This window comes from Vibrio sp. 10N.222.52.B12, assembly GCF_002875385.1.
GTDB lineage: Bacteria > Pseudomonadota > Gammaproteobacteria > Enterobacterales > Vibrionaceae > Vibrio > Vibrio jasicida.
The window spans coordinates 17,303-40,779 of the sequence record NZ_MDAW01000019.1; the positions used below are offsets into that span (position 1 = coordinate 17,303).

Genomic DNA, 23,477 nt, shown 5'->3' on the forward strand with positions numbered 1-23,477 from the left:
CTATGGCAATCATTAAAAGTAAAACCAAGCCAACCGACGAACTGTTTTTGTCGAACAAAGCGGTCATGACCGAGTTGGTGAACAACCTTAATGCCAATATTAAAGCTATCAAGCAAGGTGGCGGACAAAAAGCCATTGACCGCCAACGCCTGAAAGGAAAACTGCCCGTTCGTGAACGTGTTATGCATCTTTTAGATGAAGGCAGCGAGTTTCTTGAAGTCGGACAATTCGCCGCGTGGAACGTCTACGAAGAGTCTATTCCATGCGCAGGTGTCGTCGCTGGCATTGGCACCATTGAAGGTATTCAATGCATGGTGATCGCCAACGATCCTTCCGTTAAAGGCGGCACCTACTACCCACTTACGGTGAAAAAGCATCTGCGCGCGCAAGAGATCGCACAACGTTGCCAACTACCTTGCGTCTATTTGGTGGATTCCGGTGGTGCAAATCTCCCTCATCAAGCGGAAGTCTTTCCTGATAAAGAGCACTTTGGGCGCATCTTCTTCAATCAAGCCAGAATGTCGGCGCAAGGTATTCCTCAAGTGGCGGTTGTGATGGGGCTTTGTACCGCAGGCGGCGCTTATGTACCTGCGATGGCGGACGTTTCCATTATGGTCAAAGAGCAAGGCACCATCTTCTTGGCTGGTCCGCCGTTAGTAAAAGCCGCTACGGGAGAAATCGTCACCGATGAAGAATTGGGCGGTGCCGATGTGCATTGTCGTAAGTCTGGCGTTGCCGATTACTACGCAGAAAACGACCAACACGCATTGCAACTGGCACGCGAAGCCATCTCGAATACCAACCAATCACTCCCACTTCAAAGCGACAAAACGGTTTTACCACCACGTTACGACGCCGAAGAGATGTACGGCATCGTCAATGCAAATCTGCGCTTGTCTTTTGATGTTCGAGAGATCATCGCTCGCGTGGTGGATGACTCAGATTTTGATGAGTTCAAAGCACTTTATGGTAAGACTTTAGTATGTGGCTTCGCCCGAATCCACGGCAACCTGATTGGCATAGTGGCGAACAACGGCATCTTGTTTTCTGAGTCCTCACAGAAAGGCGCGCACTTTATTGAGCTGTGTGCCAAACGCAAAATTCCCCTACTGTTTTTGCAAAATATCACTGGGTTTATGGTGGGTAAAAAGCTTGAGGCGGAAGGCATTGCCAAACACGGCGCGAAATTGGTGATGGCGGTTGCGTGTGCGGATGTGCCTAAGTTTACCGTGATTATTGGCGGCTCTTACGGTGCCGGCAATTACGGTATGTGTGGTCGTGCTTATGACCCAACCATGATGTGGATGTGGCCAAACGCACGAATCTCCGTCATGGGCGGAGAACAAGCCGCAGGCGTGCTCACTCAAGTGCGTCGAGAAGTGAAAAAACGCCAAGGTGAAGACTGGCCAGAGCCCGAAGAAAGTGCATTTCGAGAATCTATCGTAGACTTGTATGAGTCTCAGGGGCATCCCTACTACGCCAGCGCACGTTTATGGGATGACGGCATCATCGACCCGAAAAAGACGCGTCAAGTATTGGCTCAAGCCTTAAAAGCCGCGCTCAATGCGCCAATTCCTGACAGCAATTTTGGCATATTCAGAATGTAGAAATGTAGAGAAGAAAGGACGTCACATGCAGGATCATCAACCGAGTATCATCCCCAATACCCAACGACAAGATGAAGTACTTTGGAACGTCGATGAATTCGGCGTCGCAACGCTTACGCTCAATCGCACAGAGAAGCACAATGCGTTTGATGCCTGCATGATTGACTTGCTGATCCACAGACTGGACTACCTTGCTCTGCGCACCGATGTTCGATGCTTAGTGCTTCGAGGAAACGGCAAACATTTCTCCTCTGGTGCTGATTTGAATTGGATGAAATCCATGGCAAGTAGCACCAGAAAGCAAAACCTAGAAGACGCGCAGAATCTTGCACGTCTGATGCATACATTGGACGCTTTCCCTCAGCCTACTATTGCGGTTGTGCAAGGTTCCGCTTTTGGCGGCGCATTGGGCTTGATCTGTTGCTGTGATATCGCCATCGCAGCGGAGAATGCGAACTTCTGCTTGAGTGAAGTCAAACTGGGACTGGTTCCAGCAACCATCTCTCCTTATGTCATGCGAGCAATGGGCAACCGACAAGCTCGTCGTTACATACTCAGCGCGGAAGTGATTAACGCTGACAAAGCAGAAAAGTTTGGCATTGTGCATGAGGTTCATAAGTTGGTTAAAATCGAAGCCGTGGTAGAAAGCTTGATTGATTCGTTGCTGATCAATAGCCCAGATGCGATGCGAAAAGCCAAAGCCTTGTGTCATCAATGCCACCAAAATCCGATTGATGGTCAGCTTATCCAATATACGAGCCAACTTATCGCCGACATTCGCGTATCGCCGCAAGGACAAGATGGATTGCAAGCCTTTCTGGAGAAACGAGAACCGGGTTGGATAAACAAGCCAGCTAAGGGCAAGAAATGAATTTGCCAAACAAGGTAAACATTGTCGAAGTGGGTGCGAGAGACGGTCTGCAAAACGAATCACCGGTGTCCACGCAAGCCAAGATCCGCTTAATCGACTTGCTCTCGGATACAGGGCTCACCCATATTGAGGCAGGATCTTTTGTGTCGCCTAAATGGGTACCTCAAATGGCGGATTCATTCGATGTAATGAAGAAAATCACCCGCCGCCACAACGTCATCTATTCAGCATTAACGCCTAATGTGCAAGGCTTTGAAAAGGCGCTAGAAGCCGGCGCTAACCAAGTCGCCATCTTCACCTCCTCATCGGAGGGCTTTTGCCAACACAACATCAATTGCTCGATTGCAGATAGTCTTACCTGCTTTGAACCAGTAATGGAATTGGCAGCAAAGCATAACATTCCCGTTCGGGGTTACTTATCTTGCGTGGCAGACTGCCCTTACGACGGGCCAACCAAACCCGAACAAGTCGCAAGAGTTGCCAACCTGCTAATGGAATTAGGCTGCTATGAGGTTTCACTTGGAGATACCATAGGTACAGGCACGCCGATACGCATCGCTAAAATGTTAGAAGCCGTACAAGTGAAAGTCCCAACCAATAAGCTTGCGGTGCATTTTCACGACACATGGGGACAAGCGTTGGCGAATATCTACCAAGCCTTAACGATGGGCATCAATACCATCGATAGCAGTGTGGCTGGGCTTGGGGGCTGCCCTTATGCTCATGGCGCGTCAGGTAATGTTGCTACCGAAGATGTGCTCTACCTTTGCCAAGGCTTAGGAATCGAGACCGGAGTAGATTTAGAGTTGCTCGCCAAAGCCGGATGGATGATCAGTGAAGAATTAAACCGCCAGCCGACCTCAAAAGTCTCGCTGGCGTTAAAGCAGCGTTAGACCTCGTAATTCGCTTTGATACCGATATCGAAATGCAGCGGCATACGCCATTTAGCAAAAGACAGGAAGCCCATTACTAATCCAGCCAATAACATAGTGATGGCAGCAAGGATTGGAAGGTTAAACCACAGCGCAAACGTTGCGACAGCGAGAAACGCGGGCACCATCTTCAAGCCTGGCACTTTAAAGCAAAAAGACTCTTTAAGCGCAATGCCCGAAAAGGTCACAAAGATAAAGCCAAGCCCTAACCAAGTGCGCTGAAACTCCAAGTCACTCACCATCAATACCAAGCCAATCCAAGACGCCCAACTGATCACGGCTCGTACGTGTTTACTGTAAAGATGTACGTTCGCGGCAGATAACGCACCGGCCACACAAAGCGCAATGACTGAGGTTTGGTAAACCAATGGTGAACTAGAAATTGCACCAGAGACAAGAACCGAAAAAACAAGCAGCGCCATTGCAAACAAAGTGATACCAAAGCGATACAAGCACACGCTGATTTTATCGAGTGAATCCAGCGTCTCTTGATGTTCTGTGTTTGCCATGGAAAGCATCCTGCCTAAAAATGAAAAGGAATAAAAAGCCAACGAGGGTGAAATCGTCGGCTCTAAAAACTGAATTACGCCCGTTTTGGAAAGCGGAGTTTACCGCCAGTTCGGTAGATCACCAAAGAGAATAAGATAAGCGCACAACCGACGAATTTATTAGAGGTAAGCACTTCGCCATACCAAATCACACTCAGAATTACAGTCCACACGGGTTCAAGGATCATAATCAGTGCAGCGTTACCCGCTTGGACAAACTTTTGCCCTATGGTTTGCATCACGTAACGCAAACTGGTTGCCAAAAGCGTGCTCAACGCAAACCAAATCCAAATTGATGTGCTTACCTCTGTCGGCACCGTTTCCACCAAAGATGAAATCAGCAAACCAATCAAACCCGTGACGAACAGCTGGGTACACGTTAGCAACAACACAGGCAATTTTTGCGAATACTTGCTGTTTACGTTGAAGTGCAGAGCGAGCATCAAAGCCGCGCCCAAGAACCAAAGCTGACTGCTAGATTGTTGCCAACCACCAGCCAAAGACAAACATCCTAGGCCAAGAATCGCGATCGGTAGTGACACCCAAAAAATTCGTTGAGGTCTTTGACGAAACATAATCCAAGCGACAATGGGTACGAACAGCATCGACAGGCTCATGATGAATGCGCCCTCACCTAACGTGTCACTAATTGAAATCGCGTAGATCCAACACATCAGTGCACCACCTAAAAGCACACCTACACCTGCCGCGGCAACAATATCTTTCTTATTGGCAGCACGAAGTGGTTTGATACACAGAGGCAGCAAACATAGTGAAGCAATGGTGAATCGCAGACCGATAAATCCGAATGGTGGAAGACCTTGAATGGTTTCTTTGGAGAAGATCCACCCTAATGCCGCGATCATCGTAGTAGCGACGAGCACGAATGCAGCTTTGCGTTCTGAGTTAAGCATAATTACTCACAAAAAAAAGACCCTGCGAGGGATTCGTCAGGGGTTTATTTATCATTGATTTTAATGCGTGATAGCTAGTTATATTTGCATCGCAAATGCTGACAGGATGTGTAATTAGATTGGAGGAATGTTAACGTTTGCGAAACGCTCACAGTATACATTGTGACATGCTTCTCATCGAGTAAATTGCTGTGAAATCCCTTCATTATTTTTGTGGTTTATGTGGTTAACGAAAACGCTCACAATCAGGTTTTAGCTCAAATAATATACGGAATAATCTCATCACCTGTTGGTGTTCAAAATGCTAAAATCGAAACACAGTAGAACAGACGACAGGAGGTGCTTTGTGAGACACTCAACCGTACTCTTTTTCATTCTGATCGCCCTGCTTATTCTGGCGCCAATGGTGCTTGGTTCGTTGTTTAATCTTGTCTCTTCATTACGCATCGGCAGCATCGAGGCTGACCCAATTTCCATCACTCATATCTACGACATGATGATGTACCGTGGACGTTAGTTTGTTTTTATAACTCTCTCTTTCACAACCGCTCTTGCCTCGAATCATGAGCGGTTTTCAATTTTACGCCTTCTTTCCAAAACCGCCGCTTAACACTTCTAATTCAATAAAACTCACCACTTTTCACATGTGTATCGCTAAGCGATTCTTTTCACATTAGTTTTATTGAGATTGATTTTGTCCAATCCACAAGCCTCACACGTATTAGTAATTAAATTCACAACTAAATCGGCTCGTACGTAGCGATATTGTCAGTACCTGCTTACTCTTTAACCTACAACTATAAAAAATACGCCAGTACATTCACGCCATCAACAACAGTGAAAATCTGGAATATCAAGACCCAAGTTAGTGAAACACGCATTCAAATTACTAGGGAATCAGTGATGAGATTAAAGAACACCCAAAACATGAGCGCAGCTTTGAGGACGGCTCTCGTCGCCGCTGTGTGCTTCTCTCCCCTCACCTTTACTGCAGAAGGTGATGAGCAATTCGAAGTCGGCAAAGAAAAAGCGAAAGTTTGTATGACTTGCCATGGTGTCGATGGCATATCGACCATTGATGCGTACCCCAACTTACGCGGCCAGAACAAAACCTATCTGATTTCTTCCCTTAAGGACTACAAAGCGAGGGAGCGAACCAGTGGTCTCGCGGTGCTGATGCAACAGCAGGCCGATGCCCTCTCTGATCAAGACATTGAAGACATTGCCCACTACTACTCTCAGCTAGGCAAAGAAGCTCAACCTTAAACGAGGAGCGTTCTTATGGAACAAGCAGCAACTCAATACAACACTAAAGTTGTGAAGTATTTTGTGTTGGCATCGTTAGTTTGGGCTATTGTCGGGATGATCATTGGTGTGATCCTCGCGGCGCAGTTGTATTGGCCAGTACTTAACTTCGATTCTCAATACTTCCAATTCGGTCGACTCAGACCACTACACACTTCCGGCGTAATATACGGCTTTGTAGTCAACATTTTGATGGGTACCTCTCTCTACATCGCTCAACGCACCGGACGCTGTAATCTCTTTAACCAAAGCTTATCTTGGATGGTTTTCTGGGGTTGGCAACTGGTACTCTTTTTGGCGTTAATCAGTTTGCCCGCTGGCTACACAACTTCAAAAGAATACGCTGAGTTAGAGTGGCCAATCGACCTTTTGATCGTCTTAGTCTGGGTGCTTTATGCGGTGCTTTTCTTCGGCACAATCGCCAAACGAAAAGTCGACCACATTTTCGTAGCCAATTGGTTCTTCGCAGCGTTTATCATTGTCATTTCCATGATCTTCATCGTGAACAACTTGGCCATGCCTGTATCGTTGATGAAATCTTATTCCGTCTTTGCTGGAGCGCAGGACGCCATTGTGCAATGGTGGTGGGGTCACAACGCAGTGGGCTTCTTACTGACTGCTGGTGTGATTGGTATGAATTATTACTTCATACCAAAAGTGGCAGACCGCCCTATTTACTCTTACCGTTTATCTGTCATCCACTTTTGGGGCTTGGTTGGTTTTTACACTTGGGCAGGTACCCACCACTTGGTTTATTCATCGGTGCCTATTTGGGTGCAAAACATCGGCATCATCATGTCACTCATTCTTTGGCTTCCATCTTGGGCGGGCGCTTTCAACAGTGCGATGACACTGCTACAAAACAAAGAGAAGCTTAAATCTGACTACATTTGCCTGTTCTTCTTCTCTGCCATTCTTTACTACTGCTTAGCCACATTCGAAGGGCCTCTACTGGCAATTCGCTGGTTCAATATGCTCGCGCACAATACTGAATGGGTCATCGGTCACGTTCATTCCGGCGCATTAGGTTGGGTCGGTATGTCAGGCATTGCGGTGTTCTACTACTTCATTCCTCGTCTATGGAACAAAACAGAGTTGTGGTCAAAGCGTTTGATAAAATGGCACTTCTGGCTCGCGCATGCTGGTGTTGCGATTTACGCCATCGCGCTCTGGGTTGCTGGTATTGGCGAAGGCTACATGTGGCTAACTCAGAATGAGAATGGCGAACTGGTTTACAGCTTTATTGAAGCCATGAATTTTAAGGCTCCATGGTTGTTCCTGCGGTTCTTTGGGGGCGCACTCTTTGTACTTGGCCTATTCCTGATGGCATTCAACTTGTACAAAACCGTGCGTTCTCCATCGGTGTTAGTGGCAAAGGAGGCATAAGATGAGCAAAGACTTTACTCACTCAGTGGTCATTTTGATCATCACAACAGTGGTTGTGGCCTCCTTCTCACTCGCAGTTTGGGTTGTGCCGAACATTCTTCGCACCGACGACATCGCTAAGGGCAGTTTAGCCAAGCCGTTGACCGCCATTGAGCTTGCGGGTCGCGATATTTACATCAGTGAAGGGTGTCATGTCTGCCACACGCAGATGGTTCGTCCTCTAGAGCCTGAGACCAAACGCAACGGTCGCGCAAACAAGGAATCAGATGACATTTACGAATTCCCTAACCTATGGGGTTCAAAACGCACAGGTCCGGACTTAACCAACCTTGGCCGTAAATACTCTGACCAATGGCATGTATTGCATCTCATCGATCCTCGTCAGGTCATTCCAACGTCCATAATGCCGGCCTACCCTTGGTTGTTCGAACAAACTCTCTCGGGCGATGCAATTGTCGACAAGATGGAGACACTACGCATATTAGGGGTTCCATACACAGACCAAGAAATTTCCGATGCGCGCTTGCAAGTTCGCGGTAAAACCAAAGGCGAAGCGCTAATTCGTTATCTTCAAAGTCTTGGTCAAGATACAGCACAGGAGGTGGCACCATGAGCACATTCTGGAACTGGTGGGCCGTTGCCTGCACCATAATCTTCTTTGTTCTGATGGTGGGCGTTATCGTCAAGTATTGGCGTAGCAACCACAAAGCGGACCAAGACCACACTATTGCCTCTTTTGATGGGATAGATGAAAAGGACGCACCACCACCTAAGCTCCTCTTCGTTAGTTACGCTGTCGCGTTTTTACTCTCTGCGGGGTATTTGGTTCTGTATCCGGGGCTTGGTGAATGGAAAGGCTTGGCGAACTATGACCAAGCGGACGACAAACTTAGCTCACCATCAACCACACTCGACCAGCAATTTAGTCAAGTAGCCGACACCTCTTTGGCGGCACTTGCGCAAGATGCCGACATTGTCCGTAGCGGTCGTATGTTGTTTCAAACCCATTGCGCAGCCTGTCATAGAGATAATGCACAAGGTCAAAAACACTTCCCTAACCTTATCGACAAAGAATGGATGTACGGCGGAGATGATGAAGCCATCATTCATTCCATAGCGAAAGGCCGTAACGGTACGATGCCCGGCTGGGTTGAAGTGATGAGAAAGGACGAAGTGGACAAGGTTTCTTACTATCTTGCGTCGCTCAATCAACGCCACAGCAATGTGCCTGAAGTTAAAATAGAGTTGGGTAAGACCTTGTTCGTTCAATACTGTGCCTCATGCCATGGAGACGGTTCTATCGCTAATCAAGAAACGGGAGTGCCCGACCTTTCTGATAGCGTATGGCTTCATGGTGGCAGTATTGAAGAGATTCAACACACCATCAATTACGGTTTGAACAACTTGATGCCTGCGTTTGAAAACCAACTCTCAGAGCACGAGATCCTCGCGATTGGTGCTTACATCCGCAAAGCCGGCGAAGAAGAAGAGCAGAAACTCGCAGTACTTAACGCTCAATCTGTCGAGCGTGGTGAATATCTGGCACACGCGGGGGATTGCGTCGCTTGTCACAGTGCAGAAGGTGGCGAACCTTTTGCCGGCGGCCTACCGTTTGTTACGCCATTTGGCACAATCTATTCGACCAATATTACTCCTCACGCTAGTGAAGGGATTGGTGAATACGATTACGACAACTTCCGTGATGCTTTGGTACACGGGAAAGGCAAACATGGTTACTTGTACCCGGCGATGCCTTACACCTCTTATCAATACCTTACGGAACAAGACATGACGGATTTGTGGGAGTATATGCAGTCTATTCCTGCCGTGGCGCGTCGTAACGATGAAAACCACATGATGTTCCCATCGAATATTCGTCTTGGCCTCCTTGGCTGGAACATTGTCTTTATGGACACCGACCCTATCGACTACAACCTACCCTCAGAGCTTGAGGGCGCGGTGGATGACGTAGAGAAGTGGCAGAAAGGCAAATACTGGGTTGCAGGCTTAGGACACTGCTCAGAGTGCCACACGCCGAGGAATATTGCTCAAGCATTGATTCCTGAGCGCATCTTCCAAGGTAACTTGATTGACGGCTGGAACGCACCTCACATTACGTCCACGGAGCTGTATGTGGGCGGTTGGGATGAGAAGACTCTGACCGACTTCTTGCACACAGGTCACTCAGATAAAGGCACTGCTTTTGCTGGGATGGCTGATGTGGTCAAAAACAGTTTGAGCTTAATGACTCGTGAAGACGTTGAGTCTATGTCCTACTATCTACTCAATGGTGACGTAAATAACTTCATTGCCGCCGATGCCGTTCCTTTGGAGCCTAAAGGGTTTGATGAAGCGGCTTATCAAGAGCCAATCTATGCAACTTACAAGCAAACATGTGGAGCATGCCATGGTAACGATGGTAAAGGACGAGATCCGATAGCACCAACGCTCTTGAACAACGGCATTATCATGCACAGTGACCCGTTTAACACCATTGCTGTAACGGTACGAGGTTTACAACCAACTTACATTGACCCTGAACGTAACTTTATGCCAATGGCAAGCTTTGAAGACATTTTATCAGACGCTCGTTTGGCAGAATTGATTACCTTCGTACGTAAACACCTGGGCGATCAACAATCGCCTGTTACGCCAGCAGACGTTCGAGAAGTAAGGGAAACCTTAGAAGCCGCAGGTTATGCCGGAGGACTGCATACCACACCAGATATGTATGACCGACGAGATAACAACATCCATATCAAGTAACTAAAGTGGCGAGTATCAGGTACAAAAAAAGCCCTTTCCAATCGGAAAGGGCTTTGACTTAGTTCCCAAAATTTTTGCCGTTTTACAGCAGTTCTACCGACTGTTGAGCGATAACCCACTCTTCATTGGTAGGAATAACCAGTGCTTTCGCACCAAGCAACTCAGATGTAGCAACAACACCTGCGTTACCAAATCGAGCGTCTTCGTTACCTTTCACATCTTCAACAAAACCTAGCAGTTTAAGGTTGTTTAAGATTTCACGACGAATTGGCATAGAGTTCTCGCCAATACCGCCAGTGAAGATGATGCCGTCAAATGAATCTAGAGCAGCAAGGTAAGACGCAATGTATTTAGACACACGGTATGTAAACACTTGGAACGCTAGAGTTGCACCTTCGTGACCCTCTTCCATCGCTTCCAAAATACCGCGTGCATCACTTGTTAGGCCAGAAACACCTAAGAAGCCTGAAGCCTTGTTTAGTGAGTTAAACACTTTCTCTTGAGACCAACCTTTCTTCAGAAGGTACTCAATGATACCTGGGTCTAGGTCACCACAACGTGTGCCCATCATCAGGCCAGACAGCGGCGTGAAACCCATAGATGTATCTACAGACTCACCGTTGTTGATTGCACAAACAGAAGCACCGTTACCTAGGTGAACAGAAATGAAACTTGATTCTTCCACTGGTTTATTCAGCATCTTCGCAGCTTCACGGCTTACGAAGTAGTGGCTCGTACCGTGGAAGCCGTAGCGACGAATTCCAAAGTCTGTGTAAAGTTCTTTAGCAATTGCACCGGTGTAAGCTCTTGCAGGCATTGTTTGGTGGAACGCAGTATCAAACACAGCAAACTGAGGGAGCTCAGGGAATGCAGCCATAGAAGCACGCATACCAATCGCATGAGCAAGGTTATGTAGAGGGGCTAAGTCACTTAACGCTTCTACGTCTGCAATAACAGACTCATCTAAACGGACTGTCTTGGTAAACTTCTCACCGCCGTGAACCACTCGGTGGCCAACAGCAACAACATGGTCAATTAATTTGTACTCTTTTACTAACTCAACTAATTTTGCTACTGCAAGTTGATGGTGGTTCTCATTGCCTTTAATAGCAAATTCAAATTTTTCACCGTTGAATTTCCAGCTCATACGAGCGTCTGATAGACCAAAGCATTCGCCCAGACCACTTAGCACAGCATCGCCAGATTGTGAGTCGATGACTGCAAATTTTAGTGATGAGCTACCTGAGTTGATCACCAGTACAAACGAATTAGACATGAAATAGTTTCCTGTTGTGGAGCAAAGGTTGTAATTGCGCATCCGCGCTTCGTACTTCTTGTTTGTGCTCTCTATTATTCAATAATTTTTTAATCTTTCAACTATCTTTTAGTGTTAGTTGCTCGTTTGCGTAATTTTTGTTGATCTATGACAAGTTTAAAATTTATTTGAGCAGTGAAATATATCGAATTCACTCAACTAAAGTGGAATCAGACACTTAAAATCATCAATATATGAGTAAGAAAACAAAAATATTACGAATTTTTTTGAATGAATAGAGTATAGAAGAACAGAGACAAAAAAGCCGAGCATTTCGCTCGGCTTTCATATTCAACTATTTTTTAATGCAATAGTGTGCAGATATTATGCGTCTTGCGTGCGACGACCACGGCCGTGACCACGTTCACCACGGTATGCACCACGGTGATCACCGCCACGGTTACGATCGAAACGACGCTCGCCACCTTCACGGTTACCTTCGCGGTTGCCACCTTCACGGTTGCCATCGCGGTTACCACGGAAGCCACCTTCGCGACGACCGCCTTCACGACGATCACCACCACGGTTGCCGTTGCCGCCTTCACGGTTGCCACGGTAACCGCCGCCATCGCGACGACCACCGTCACGACGACCACCACCACGAGACTCACGGAAGTCATCGAAGTCACAAACTACAGCACCAACTTCTTGTTGACGGATGCGAAGCTTGCTTAGCTTGCTTGCTGCGTCTGAAGTCATAGCTTTTGGTAGCTGAACAAATGTGTGACCTTGAGCTAGCTTAATCGCACCGATAGAGCCTTTGCCTAGACCAAGCTCGTTAGCTAGAGCACCAACGATGTCTTTTACTTGAACACCTTGCTCACGACCAACTTGAAGCTGGTAAGTATCCCAATCTTGTGTATTGAAGCTGCGACCGCCTTCACGACCGCCTTCGCGACGCTCTTTACGACGTTGCTTGTCACGTTCAATCGCTTCAACCATTGGGTCTTCGCCAATGTAGAATAGAGGACGTTTACCTTGTTGACGCTTAAGAAGCATTGCCGCAAGCATCGCTGGGTCGATTTCTAGAGAAGTTTGTAGCTTCTCTACTAGCTCAGCGAATTTGTCTAGAGACTTGTGCTCTTTCTCAGCTTCTAGTTCAGCAGCTAGCTTGCTTAGACGAGCTTCAGCAACTTGGTCACGTAGAGGAAGTTGGATTTCTTCCATAGATGACTTAGTTACGCGCTCGATAGTGCGAAGCATGCGGATTTGGTTAGTGCGAACAAGCAGGATCGCTTTACCTTTACGTCCCGCACGGCCAGTACGACCGATACGGTGGATGTAAGACTCAACATCGAATGGGATGTCGTAGTTAAATACGTGTGTAATACGTGGAACGTCAAGACCACGTGCAACTACGTCTGTTGCAACTAGGATATCGATAACACCTTGTTTGATGTGATCAACAGTACGCTCACGTAGAGACTGAGGAATATCACCGTGCAGTGCAGCAGCTTTAAAGCCACGTGCAGATAGCCAATCAGCTAGACGCTCAGTGTCTTGACGAGTACGTACGAATACGATTGACGCGTCAGTTTCTTCAGTTTCAAGAAGACGAGACATTGCTTCATCTTTCTCTACACCCTTCACTACCCAGAACTGTTGTTGAACTTTGTCTACAGTGTGGTTTTTACCAGCAACGTCAACAGTTACAGGATCACGTAGGAAGCGCTCAACAATGTTTTTCAGCATTGGTGGCATAGTTGCAGAGAATAGAACGCGTTGAGCTGATTCAGGAGCGTGCTCCATGATTGCAGTTACGTCGTCCACGAAACCCATGTTTAGCATTTCGTCCGCTTCATCAAGTACGAAAGTGCTAACTTCGTCTAGATGTAGACGTTCACGGTTGATAAGGTCTTGAACACGGCCAGGAGTACCTACAACAACGTGTGCACCGTTTTTAAGAGCGCGCATTTGATCCACGATAGAAGCACCACCGTAGATTTCTAGAACTTTAAGACCTTTGATATTTTTACCAAGGTTTTTCATTTCAGCCGCAACCTGAATCGCTAGCTCACGAGTTGGAGCAAGAACGATTGCTTGTGGTTTACGCTGATCAAGATCTAGCTTGTTTAGAAGAGGCAGAGAGAATGCTGCCGTTTTACCTGTACCCGTTTGTGCCTTGCCCAGCGCGTCAGCACCTTCCAATAGGTGTGGGATTGCCGCAGCCTGAATTGGAGTTGGTGACACGAAACCCATTCCGTCTAGAGCAGAAAGGATAGAATCATTCAGAGATAAATCACTGAATTGAATAACAGAATCTTGCATTGGGATCCTACTTAATTAAACAAAAAAACAGTCCCATATGCTCTTCCAATTCGATACTGATCCATCCAGATACTAAATCCATTCAGAAAGGAATTAGCACAGTACACAACCGCGATAAGCCATTAGGGACGACTAAGGGAGCCGGATTATTCCTTAAATGCATAAAAAAAGCTAGAAAAAATTGAATTACATCACAATTTATTCTCACTAATGGTAATATTCGCATAAAATTCCACCTACCCCTCCATTCTCCGTAGAGAAAAGCACCACAACGCTGTTCAATTCATCAATAATTCACAGTGAATTTGGGGGCTTTAGGTAGTAATAATAGCCCGCAATGATTATAGTGTGCCCAATTCCATTGGTAAGTTAAGAAAAGATGTTTCAAGATAACCCTCTATTAGCTCAGCTTAAGCAACAAATCCAAGAAAACCTGCCTAAAAAAGAAGGCTCAATCAAAGCAACCGATAAAGGCTTTGGCTTCCTGGAAGTGGACAGCAAAACCAGCTTCTTCATCCCACCAGCGTACATGAAAAAGTGCATGCACGGCGACAAAGTCGTTGCCATCATCCGCACTGAAAACGAACGTGAAGTCGCAGAACCACAAGAGCTGCTAGAACAAGCTGTAACTCGCTTTATTGGCCGAGTAAAAATGTTCAAAGGCAAGCTAAACGTTGCACCTGATCACCCACAGCTGAAAAAGCTCTCTCTTAAAGCGAAACTAAAGAAAGGCTTAAAGCCTGATAATTTCGTTGAAGGCGACTGGGTTGTTGCTCATCTTATTCGTCACCCTCTTAAAGGTGACAACTCATTCTTCGTAGAGATTTCTGAGAAGATTACCGATGCAAACGACAAGATTGCACCTTGGTGGGTAACGCTTGCACAAAACGATTTGCCAAACTCAGAGCCTGCTGGCATTGATAACTGGGAATTGAAAGACGATGCGGATCTAGAACGTGTTGATATGACACACGTACCTTTCGTCACCATTGACGGCGAATCAACCAAAGATATGGACGATGCGCTGTTTGCGAAGAAGACAGAGTCTGGCGACTTTGAACTGACCATCGCAATTGCCGATCCAACTGCATACATTACACCAGAAGACGAAATGGATAAGGTTGCACGTGAACGTGGTTACACTATCTACCTTCCAGGTCGTAACATCCCTATGCTTCCACGTGACCTTGCAGATAACCTATGTTCACTGATTGAAGATGAAGTACGCCCTGCGATTTGCTGTACTGTGACAGTAAGCAAAGAAGGTGTCGTTGGTGATGACATCAACTTCTTCGCAGCAAACATTAAGTCTCATGCGCGCCTTGCTTATGACAATGTGTCAGATTGGCTAGAAAACGGCAGCTCAGACAAGTGGCAACCATCAGAAGAAATCGCAACCATCGTGCGTGACCTATATGACTTTTCTCTTGCTCGCGCTGATTGGCGAGAAAAGAATGCCGTTATCTTCCCAGATCGCCCAGACTACCGTTTTGAACTAAGCGAAGACAACGACGTTATTGCTATTCACGCGGACATGCGCCGCAGCGCAAACCGTCTTGTAGAAGAATCGATGATCACTGCAAACATCTGTGCAGGCCGTACACTACGTGACAAATTTGAAACGGGCGTGTTCAACACACACGCAGGCTTGAAAGCTGAGAAAATCGAAGAAGTCGTTCAAATGGTAAACCCTGAAGGTACACTTGAATTCACAGCAGAATCAGTTGCGACACTAGAAGGCTTTGCGGCACTTCGTCGTTGGTTGGGCGAACAGGAAACGACATACCTAGATAACCGTATCCGTAAATTCCAAACGTACAGTGAAGTAGGCAACCAACCACTTCCTCACTACGCAATGGGTCTAGATATCTACGCGACTTGGACTTCCCCAATCCGTAAATACGGCGACATGATCAACCACCGCATGCTGAAAGCCGTTATTCTTGGCAAAGAACCGGTTCAAACACCTGATGATGAAGTCGGCGAAGAATTAGCACTGCACCGTAAGCACCACAAAATTGCCGAGCGAAACGTGTCAGATTGGTTATATGCTCGTACTCTTGCAGAAGAGCCAAGTAAGAAAACGTGTTTCACAGGTGAGATTTTCGATATTAATCGTGCTGGTGCACGTGTTCGACTTCTCGAAAATGGCGCAGCGGCCTTTATTCCTGGTAGCTTGATTCTTGATAATAAAGAAAGAATTGAGTGTAACGGTGACAACGGTACCATTTCTATCGATAAAGAAGTGGTATACAAACTGGGTGATACATTGGAAATTGTTCTTTCGGACGTAAACCAAGAAAACCGCAGTTTAGTTGCAAAACCGACCCAGGTATTCGCTGATAAGCCAGCGACACAAACAGAAGAATCTGTGAGTGAATAATACCGGTTAAAGTTTAAAGGCGCTCAACTGAGCGCCTTTTTTATTTGTCATGTAAAAACGATAAGAACGAATATGCCGAACATTGAGATCATTCGCTTTAATCACTTCACTGCTCGCAAAAGTGAACGCTACACCGCCACCCACAACGGGTTATATGTTGTTGAGGAAGGCACCCTTGTTATCAACCAGCCAAGTGGCGAACAATTTGAACTGAAAGCAGGAGATTTCACCCTTTATAACTCAGCGGACTTAAGAAGTGCAGAAGCCAAACCTGGCGGTTTTAAAGCGATTGCCTTGGTCTTTGACATTGGTTTGTTCAGTGAATTCAAATCGGCCCACCCCACGATTACATCAGACACCGACGATCGTCGCTTTTATCCATTTTCAGCTCAAGGCCACCTAGTTATCTCGCAGCTTAAGAGCGCGTTAATTGAATTAGCAGATAACAAAGCACCACAATACGCTCAAAGCCATATTGCCCTCGCCCTGTTGTCACTGATGGTAGAAGTTCAGCCAGACATATTATCTATCATTGATGACGCAAGCAGCCTAACCGCGTCTCAGAAGGCGATTAAGTATATTGAAAAGAACATAGAAAAAGACATTACGTTAGAAGCGCTAGCAACGCACATGAGTATGTCTATCGCCACACTCAAGCGTAGATTGGCAGCGGAGAACCTTTCGTTCTCTCATATTTTGAAAGTGAAGCGCATCAACCATGCAGCAACCCAACTTCGTGTCTCTCAGAAATCCATTACTCAAATTGCCTTTGAATCTGGATTTAAAAGCGCAGCACATTTTAGTACCGCATTTAAATCGATTTACAGCATCACGCCAAAAGAGTTTCGTAGCCAAATCGCAAAATAATAGGGGTTGAAGATAAGTTAGCCATCAATCCCAAAAACACGCTTGAGGATCGCTTTCCAGTTCGGCGAGAAGCACCTCAAGCGTTTGACTACTTGGTAGCTTCTCGTAAGGTATCCATACCAGTTCTTCTTCACGATAGATCGGAACATAAAAGCACCAAAGTTGAGTTTTAGCATCAAATAGGATTTTAGCGATGGGAGATGTGTACTCACTGTGTTGTGAATCAAGTAAGAAGTGCGCATGATAAAGCTCGACACCGTTCTCTATAGGCTCGTACAAGCACTTCCCCAGCGCTTCTACTGGCAAATTGACATTTCGTCTAGCGCAAAGCGTTTGAACCAACTTATGTAGGCGACTGGTCGCCATTTGAGACACGGACATGAGCGTACTCCTGATATGTTGTTCTTAGTATATACCCAAGTGCCTGAGAGAGGCAGAAATCACCATCGGGCATGCGCCCGCTCAAGTCTAGAATAGCATCGCATTTGATGCCGAAAAGCTAACTGCGTCACCTCTTTCACTTCAAATCAGTGAAACCCTCCCATCCGAACTTATTGATAGTTATCAACATAAAACGAGCGCAATCGATAATTCGCTATGGATATCAATCTGCATTCACAAAAGTGTAACCTGAACGAAATATGATGAGCGCTGCGATATACCGTATATGGAGTTCAATATGTTACGTTTTACTGTGGCAACTGTATTAGCCATGGCTCTTTCCCTTCCTTCTGCTGTGGCAAAAGAAGTGAATATTTCAGGTTCTACCTCCGTTGCACGAGTAATGGATGTACTTGCAGAAGAATATAATAAAACACACCCTGATGATTATATTGCCGTGCAAGGTATTGGCTCAACCGCTGGTATCACTATGGTAAATAAAGGTGTGGTTGAGATGGGGATGAGCTCTCGCTATTTAACAGAAAGAGAGAAAGGAGAAGACTTAAACGTATTCCCTATCGCTTATGATGGTCTTGCTGTTGTTGTTAACCGCACTAACTCTGTAGCCAACCTTTCGGAACAACAACTGTTTGATATCTACAAAGGTAAAGTCGACAACTGGAAGCAAGTTGGCGGTACAGACCAACCTATCGCAGTCGTCACTCGTGAAGCCTCTTCTGGTTCTCGTTACAGCTTTGAAAGTCTACTTGGATTAACCAAGATCGTGAACGACCGCCTAGTCTCTGATATCAATCCGAACAACCTTGTCGTCAACAGCAATAGCATGGTAAAAACCATCGTAAACCATAACCCTCACGCGATTGGTTTTATCTCTGTTGGCTCAGTTGACCGGTCAATAAAAGCGATTCAATTTGAAGGCACTGCTCCTACAGCGAGCAATATCGCTAACCACAAATACAAGTTAGCTCGCCCATTTTTAGTTCTGTACAAGGTAGATGGATTGGAAAAAGCAGGTAAAGACTTCGTGAAGTTTCTGAAGTCGCAAGAAGGTCAAAAAGCGATTGCAGATTACGGTTACACACCGGTAAAAAGCTTCAATCAGTAAACCGCGGATACAAAAAAAGAGAGCCTAGTTGAGCTCTCTTTTTTGTTTGAATCTTTTTATTCCAATTAGAAATGCAACTGAATCACAGAAACAACTACCGCTCCAGGTCGACGAATACCTTCAATTTCTACTTTGATTTCACGCTCAATCTCAAGGCCTTTCTTGATTGGTGTGATTTTAGTAAGCGTACTTGATGCACGTACATTGTTACCCGCCTTCACAGGGTACGGGAAACGTACTTGGTTTAAACCTAGGTTCACGACCAACTTTGCTGTTGGGAACATTGGTTTTTCTGGATCAACAGAGTCTGTCAGCTTCGGCAAAAGCGCCAACGTCAGGAAACCATGAGCAATCGTAGTTTTAAATGGTGATTCTGTTGAAGCACGTTCTGGATCGGTGTGGATCCATTGCATGTCTTCCGTTACCGAACCAAATTGGTTGATACGTTCTTGAGAAACATGAACCCAGTCACCCACGTGGATCACTTCACCAACCTTGTCGCTCAACTCATCGAAAAGCACTTGTGCTTCTGGTTTTAGGACAATTGGATCAGGTTGAGAAATCACTTCCTCATTCACAGCAGGCTGCTGATGATCACGTACTTTAGAAAAAAGAAAGCTGCTTTGTGCTCGACCTAAAAAGTCACCCCAATAATCGCGTAGCGTTGGAGACATCCAATTCATAAACTCTGATTGGTGAGCAGAGATCGCACCAACTTTGTCTTTAAATAGATTCGTGACTTTCATAAAAACCCTTCGATAAATTCAAGCACAACTGGCTATACCAGTTAATTTTGAATTAACTCACACTATGTTGCAAATACTTTCGGGCGAACACATGTATACTCAAAGTCATTTAATTCTTATTTTTCATAAAGATAGCAATAAAACACTATTTTATTAAGTAACCACAACATAAAGTAAATACTCTACAGTATATCGTAACAATCATCTTTTCTACGGTAATTTGTGATATTCACCTTCTAGAAGTGTGACTATAAAACGCGCAAACAGTTCTTTTAGATGAAATCAATACTTTACAACGTTTTCTACTCACCCTATTATACGTCCCGCAACGGAGAGATGGCTGAGTGGTTGAAAGCACCGGTCTTGAAAACCGGCATACGTTAATAGCGTATCTAGGGTTCAAATCCCTATCTCTCCGCCACATTCTAGTAAAAAGCCCGCTAAGAGATTAGCGGGCTTTTTCGTATTTCAGAGATTTAAAGGGATTAGCCCAAATCCCTCCTTGAATGCAAGCCCAGACTAGGCGTCCCCGAACTCCCCCACATTTAGAAAGCTCGCTGAGAAATCAACAGGCTTTCGTCATTTTGAATCTTGTAAGATACAGAACAGCTTGTTCCCTAGTGGTTTGCTCCCCCACTACATACTCTTCCCTTTCACCTTCTTCTAGATTTACTGACCAACTCCGCACTTATCGCAATCGACGAAAAAATCCGCACATCAATTCGTTCTATGCAAACTCAAGACTTGTTATAACTAGGAGCAAGATAACAATAAATCATGGAAGACAGACACAATGCCGATTCAATTTCATCAGCTTACTGCAAAGGAAAACACTTCTACTCTCTCTATCGACGATTGGCAGATTGAAGCCGGGCAATCTTGGGGTATATTCAGTTCTGAGGGCGATATTGGTTCGATGCTTGGTGACTTACTGTGTGGTGAGATTAAACCTGAATCAGGTAAACTGAACATCGAAGATTGTCATATTGCTCAGGTCTCCCTTTCTGAGCAACAACGATTATTGGAACTGGAGATAGAAAAGGACGATACCGACTTTCTCGACCGTATTGACCAGGGCAGTTCCGTTTACCAGTTAATTTTTGAAGTCTGCCAAGATGAAGCCTTCACACAGACTCTGATTGAAGATCTCGACTTATTATATTTAGCAGAAAGCGGTTTTCGAGTGCTTTCAACGGGTGAAACACGACGCGTTATGCTTGCCCGAGCGCTAGCGACCAAGCCTGACTTAGTGTTGCTAGACAACCCGTTTACTGGTTTAGATATCGCTCACCGTGCGTCATTGGCGACTTACCTTCAAACACTCTCTCAATCAGTACAAATGCTGATTAGCTTCTCTCGTGAATCTGACATGCCTGACTGGATAGAACGTATTGCGCTGTTCAACGCAGGCAAGCTTGATAGCACCATGGATAAGCAAAGCTGGGACCTACACCCTGTCATAGCGCAAATAAAAGCGCAGTCAGAGAAACAAAGTGAAGAGATGATGGCGTTGATTCGTCAGCATCAGCACTCGACGCATTTCGACAACCCTATCTTTGAGTTAAAGAACGGTAAGGTGGAATACACTGAGAAAACCATTTTCACCGATTTGAATTGGCGTATCGATAAAGGTCAACACTGGCAAGTGAAAGGACCAAATGGCTGCGGAAAAAGCACACTACTAGGCCTGATTTTTGGTGATCATCCCCAATGTTACAGCAACGACATCCACATCTTTGGTAAAAAGCGCGGTACTGGTGAAACCATATGGGAAATCAAGCAATACATTGGCATGGTTTCTTCCGCACTACATCTGCAATATCGAGTCAACTGCAGCGCACTAGATGTCATTCTATCAGGGTTTTATGACTCAATTGGGTTGTACTCCAAACCAAGTAAGAAAGAACTCAACATAGCTAAAGAGTGGCTGACAATCTTGCATATGGAGCAGTATGAGAAAACGTCGTTCAAACAACTGGAATATGGTCAACAGCGCTTGCTCTTAATAGCTAGAGCGATTGTAAAACAACCAACGTTGTTAATACTGGATGAGCCCTACCAAGGTTTAGATTACCTTGGTCGAGTGCTGGTAAAAAACACCCTTGAGTTAGTTGCAAAAGAAAACCTAAGCCAGCTCCTATATGTTTCTCACTATAAGGAAGATGGCTTAGAGAGTATTCAGAATTATCTAGAATTCAGATTCGACGAACAGACTCAATGCTATAAAGGGAGTACTGAGTAACCATTTACTGAGAGCCAACCACTTCCGAATAAGGAAGTGGTTTAGCATAGAAATAGCCTTGGTGTAGGTTCACACCTAACATCGTCAAGTGTGCTGCTTGCTCCCGAGTTTCGACACCTTCTGCAATCAGATCGACATGTAGATCCTCAGCCAATCTAACAATTGCATTCAATACCGTGGAATTAACGCTGTCAATCCCGATGGTATCAACAAAACACTTATCAATTTTCAGATAATCGACCTTCATATGTTGCAGAACTGCCAATGCAGTTTGCCCTGTGCCAAAGTCATCGATCAACACCTGAATCCCATGTAACCTGAGCACCGCAATATGGCACCTTGCCTCCCCATCAATCAATTGCCTCTCGGTAATCTCAATGCTCATCTCAACATTGTATTGTTTCAGTTTCCGATGAATGGTCTCGATTTTTCTTATTACGTGAGCGCCAGCAAGATAACCTGGTGGGACATTGATGCCTAGATGGACTGGCTGTTCGAACTTAAATTGAGAAAAATCCTCACACGCTCTTTCTAATACGAAATCAGTTAGCATCTCCACCAACCCGCTCTCTTCTGCCGCAGGTACAAATTCATCTGGAGAAATAAAACCCTTCTGTTTGTGAGGCCAACGCACTAAGGCTTCATAGCCAAACGTTTTACCAGTACTCGAATTTACTTGAGGTTGGTAATGCAATAAGAGCTCCCGCTTCTTAATCGCTTTGCGTAAGTCAGAAACTAAACTTCGCTGAGGATCGATGAAGCGATTTACTAAGAAAATTAAGAGATAAAAGAGTAATAATATTGGAAGCGCTGAAATCACATATGAAAAGCGCTTCTGCTCAACGTAAAAATCGCTGGCTTCCACTAGAGCCTCGTAGTCAAACAGCTTAGAGTAGCCAAGTGATACTGCGTTTTCTCCCTGCATAGAAGCATCTTTGGGCGCAGAATCCTTACCAACAAACATAGCCGAACGCTTTAAACGTACATCATTACGATAACCAATCGTCGCGCCAAAGTAGTCTCTATCCACGATAGTAACGGCTTGGTATTCCGGTGCATCCTCTTTGGGGGTGATCAGAAATAAGACTTGGTCAGCATAGCCAGTGATATGACCTAGCGTAAGTTCACCTTTGCGATATAGCTGAACATAGTTCTCCATCGGACGATTCATTGATCCCAGTTTCGAGGAACAAATGATCTGACCATTTTTTACAATCAAGGTCTCGTCAATGTGTCTCTCAAACATTAAATTTTGTTGTATTGCTTCACAACGCTCCGGATTGATCAATGCTGTCCGGTTTTCTGTCTCTATTTGAAACAGGATTTCATCCGCAACTTGCAGATTTTTATCAAGAATATGGTCAAGGTTACGTTGAACACTTTGATGCGCTAAATAGAAAACTTCCGCGACAATAAGGGGCAGCGGGAGCAAGTAAATGATGGCTTTTTTCAAAAGCTCTTTATTTATCATCGAGGAATAATCTCTTCTCAATCAAACTTACAAACAAAATACAAATAACGCTTCCCTATCAGATACTTAAGAAACCACTTCAAAAGCAACCGCCAGAACCTATCCACTGATTGAGTATGGTTAACAAGTAATAAAGCCGCAAATATAACAATGAGTTATTGATACATAGCTCATTTGAGAGACAGAGTTTACCAACTTTCATGACTGGAATGCGATCTGTGAAGGGGAATTCACACAAAAATTGCTAATTTAACCAGTAGGTAAAGGTGAAGTCTGCAGGAAGAAAAATCATGACCCGATGCTTAAATGGCGAGCCCTCCTCTTAAAGGAAAAACATTAATATGGCTTT

Annotated in this window: 19 protein-coding genes and 1 tRNA gene; 13 read left to right on the forward strand and 7 right to left on the reverse strand. The window is 45.3% G+C overall.

Annotated features, from left to right (window positions below; genetic code table 11):
• The first annotated feature begins 2 nt into the window (after window positions 1–2).
• The 3 genes from BCT11_RS01130 to BCT11_RS01140 are packed head-to-tail and all read left to right on the forward strand — an operon-like array spanning window position 3 to window position 3,371.
• Window positions 3–1,607: a carboxyl transferase domain-containing protein gene (locus BCT11_RS01130; protein ID WP_102386889.1), complete on the forward strand. Its 1,605-nt coding sequence runs from the start codon at window positions 3–5 to the stop codon at window positions 1,605–1,607.
• Window positions 1,608–1,632: 25 nt separating this feature from the next.
• Complete coding sequence (locus BCT11_RS01135) at window positions 1,633–2,478, forward strand: enoyl-CoA hydratase-related protein (protein ID WP_102386890.1); 846 nt, start codon at window positions 1,633–1,635, stop codon at window positions 2,476–2,478.
• A complete protein-coding gene (locus BCT11_RS01140; RefSeq protein ID WP_102386891.1) occupies window positions 2,475–3,371 on the forward strand; it encodes a hydroxymethylglutaryl-CoA lyase in 897 nt (298 codons plus the stop codon). Before BCT11_RS01135 ends, BCT11_RS01140 begins: the two co-directional genes overlap by 4 nt.
• On the opposite strand, the gene BCT11_RS01145 is transcribed toward BCT11_RS01140, so the two are convergent.
• The gene (locus tag BCT11_RS01145) at window positions 3,368–3,919 is read right to left on the reverse strand and encodes a DUF2301 domain-containing membrane protein (protein WP_102386892.1); all 552 of its coding nucleotides are present in this window, start codon (window positions 3,917–3,919) and stop codon (window positions 3,368–3,370) included. The genes BCT11_RS01140 and BCT11_RS01145 overlap by 4 nt on opposite strands.
• A 74-nt stretch (window positions 3,920–3,993) precedes the next feature.
• Entirely contained in the window at window positions 3,994–4,872 is an 879-nt protein-coding gene (locus BCT11_RS01150) for a DMT family transporter (RefSeq protein ID WP_102386893.1), read from the reverse strand.
• Between the two features lie 346 nt (window positions 4,873–5,218).
• Between BCT11_RS01150 and BCT11_RS28085 the strand changes: the two genes are divergently transcribed.
• The 5 genes from BCT11_RS28085 to BCT11_RS01170 all read left to right on the forward strand — a co-directional run bounded on the left by BCT11_RS28085 (window position 5,219) and on the right by BCT11_RS01170 (window position 10,329).
• Window positions 5,219–5,389 carry a hypothetical protein gene (locus tag BCT11_RS28085; protein ID WP_009704664.1) on the forward strand — a complete coding sequence of 57 codons (171 nt, stop codon included), beginning with the start codon at window positions 5,219–5,221 and terminating at the stop codon, window positions 5,387–5,389.
• Window positions 5,390–5,775: 386 nt separating this feature from the next.
• The gene (locus BCT11_RS01155; RefSeq protein ID WP_102386894.1) at window positions 5,776–6,138 is read left to right on the forward strand and encodes a cytochrome c; all 363 of its coding nucleotides are present in this window, start codon (window positions 5,776–5,778) and stop codon (window positions 6,136–6,138) included.
• Window positions 6,139–6,153: 15 nt separating this feature from the next.
• Window positions 6,154–7,563 carry a cytochrome-c oxidase, cbb3-type subunit I gene (gene ccoN, locus BCT11_RS01160; protein WP_102386895.1) on the forward strand — a complete coding sequence of 470 codons (1,410 nt, stop codon included), beginning with the start codon at window positions 6,154–6,156 and terminating at the stop codon, window positions 7,561–7,563.
• A 1-nt stretch (window position 7,564) separates the two neighbouring features.
• On the forward strand, window positions 7,565–8,176 hold the full coding sequence (locus BCT11_RS01165; protein WP_045420816.1) for a cbb3-type cytochrome c oxidase subunit II: 612 nt from the start codon (window positions 7,565–7,567) through the stop codon (window positions 8,174–8,176).
• Window positions 8,173–10,329 carry a c-type cytochrome gene (locus BCT11_RS01170; RefSeq protein WP_102386896.1) on the forward strand — a complete coding sequence of 719 codons (2,157 nt, stop codon included), beginning with the start codon at window positions 8,173–8,175 and terminating at the stop codon, window positions 10,327–10,329. The genes BCT11_RS01165 and BCT11_RS01170 overlap by 4 nt, the downstream gene beginning before the upstream one ends.
• A gap of 82 nt (window positions 10,330–10,411) precedes the next feature.
• On the opposite strand, the gene BCT11_RS01175 is transcribed toward BCT11_RS01170, so the two are convergent.
• Together BCT11_RS01175 and BCT11_RS01180 are read right to left on the reverse strand one after the other, a co-directional pair.
• Window positions 10,412–11,605, reverse strand: a complete 1,194-nt coding sequence (locus BCT11_RS01175) for an acetate/propionate family kinase (protein WP_038866598.1) — start codon at window positions 11,603–11,605, stop codon at window positions 10,412–10,414.
• 363 nt (window positions 11,606–11,968) lie between these two features.
• Window positions 11,969–13,912 (reverse strand): DEAD/DEAH box helicase, encoded by a 1,944-nt coding sequence (locus BCT11_RS01180; protein ID WP_102386897.1) that lies wholly within the window; start codon window positions 13,910–13,912, stop codon window positions 11,969–11,971.
• Between the two features lie 379 nt (window positions 13,913–14,291).
• Between BCT11_RS01180 and rnb the strand changes: the two genes are divergently transcribed.
• Together rnb and BCT11_RS01190 are read left to right on the forward strand one after the other, a co-directional pair.
• A complete protein-coding gene (gene rnb, locus BCT11_RS01185) occupies window positions 14,292–16,295 on the forward strand; it encodes an exoribonuclease II (RefSeq protein WP_038866600.1) in 2,004 nt (667 codons plus the stop codon).
• A gap of 72 nt (window positions 16,296–16,367) precedes the next feature.
• Entirely contained in the window at window positions 16,368–17,162 is a 795-nt protein-coding gene (locus tag BCT11_RS01190; protein ID WP_038877240.1) for an AraC family transcriptional regulator, read from the forward strand.
• Between the two features lie 24 nt (window positions 17,163–17,186).
• Here BCT11_RS01190 and BCT11_RS01195 read toward each other — a convergent pair whose 3' ends face one another.
• On the reverse strand, window positions 17,187–17,543 hold the full coding sequence (locus BCT11_RS01195) for a DUF3024 domain-containing protein (RefSeq protein WP_102386898.1): 357 nt from the start codon (window positions 17,541–17,543) through the stop codon (window positions 17,187–17,189).
• 298 nt (window positions 17,544–17,841) lie between these two features.
• Here BCT11_RS01195 and BCT11_RS01200 point away from each other — a divergent pair, with 298 nt between their 5' ends.
• Window positions 17,842–18,669 (forward strand): phosphate ABC transporter substrate-binding protein, encoded by an 828-nt coding sequence (locus tag BCT11_RS01200; protein WP_038877242.1) that lies wholly within the window; start codon window positions 17,842–17,844, stop codon window positions 18,667–18,669.
• 65 nt (window positions 18,670–18,734) lie between these two features.
• On the opposite strand, the gene BCT11_RS01205 is transcribed toward BCT11_RS01200, so the two are convergent.
• Entirely contained in the window at window positions 18,735–19,415 is a 681-nt protein-coding gene (locus BCT11_RS01205; RefSeq protein WP_038866605.1) for a MaoC family dehydratase, read from the reverse strand.
• 330 nt (window positions 19,416–19,745) lie between these two features.
• On the opposite strand from BCT11_RS01205, the gene BCT11_RS01210 reads away from it, so the two are divergent.
• Window positions 19,746–19,836: transfer RNA gene (locus BCT11_RS01210), tRNA-Ser, on the forward strand.
• Window positions 19,837–20,208: 372 nt separating this feature from the next.
• Complete coding sequence (locus BCT11_RS01215; RefSeq protein WP_042605304.1) at window positions 20,209–21,657, forward strand: ATP-binding cassette domain-containing protein; 1,449 nt, start codon at window positions 20,209–20,211, stop codon at window positions 21,655–21,657.
• Window positions 21,658–21,661: 4 nt separating this feature from the next.
• Here the strand turns inward: BCT11_RS01215 and BCT11_RS01220 are convergent, their stop codons facing one another.
• Window positions 21,662–23,128, reverse strand: coding sequence for an EAL domain-containing protein (locus BCT11_RS01220; RefSeq protein WP_102386899.1), 1,467 nt, complete (start codon window positions 23,126–23,128; stop codon window positions 21,662–21,664).
• Window positions 23,129–23,477 lie beyond the last annotated feature (349 nt).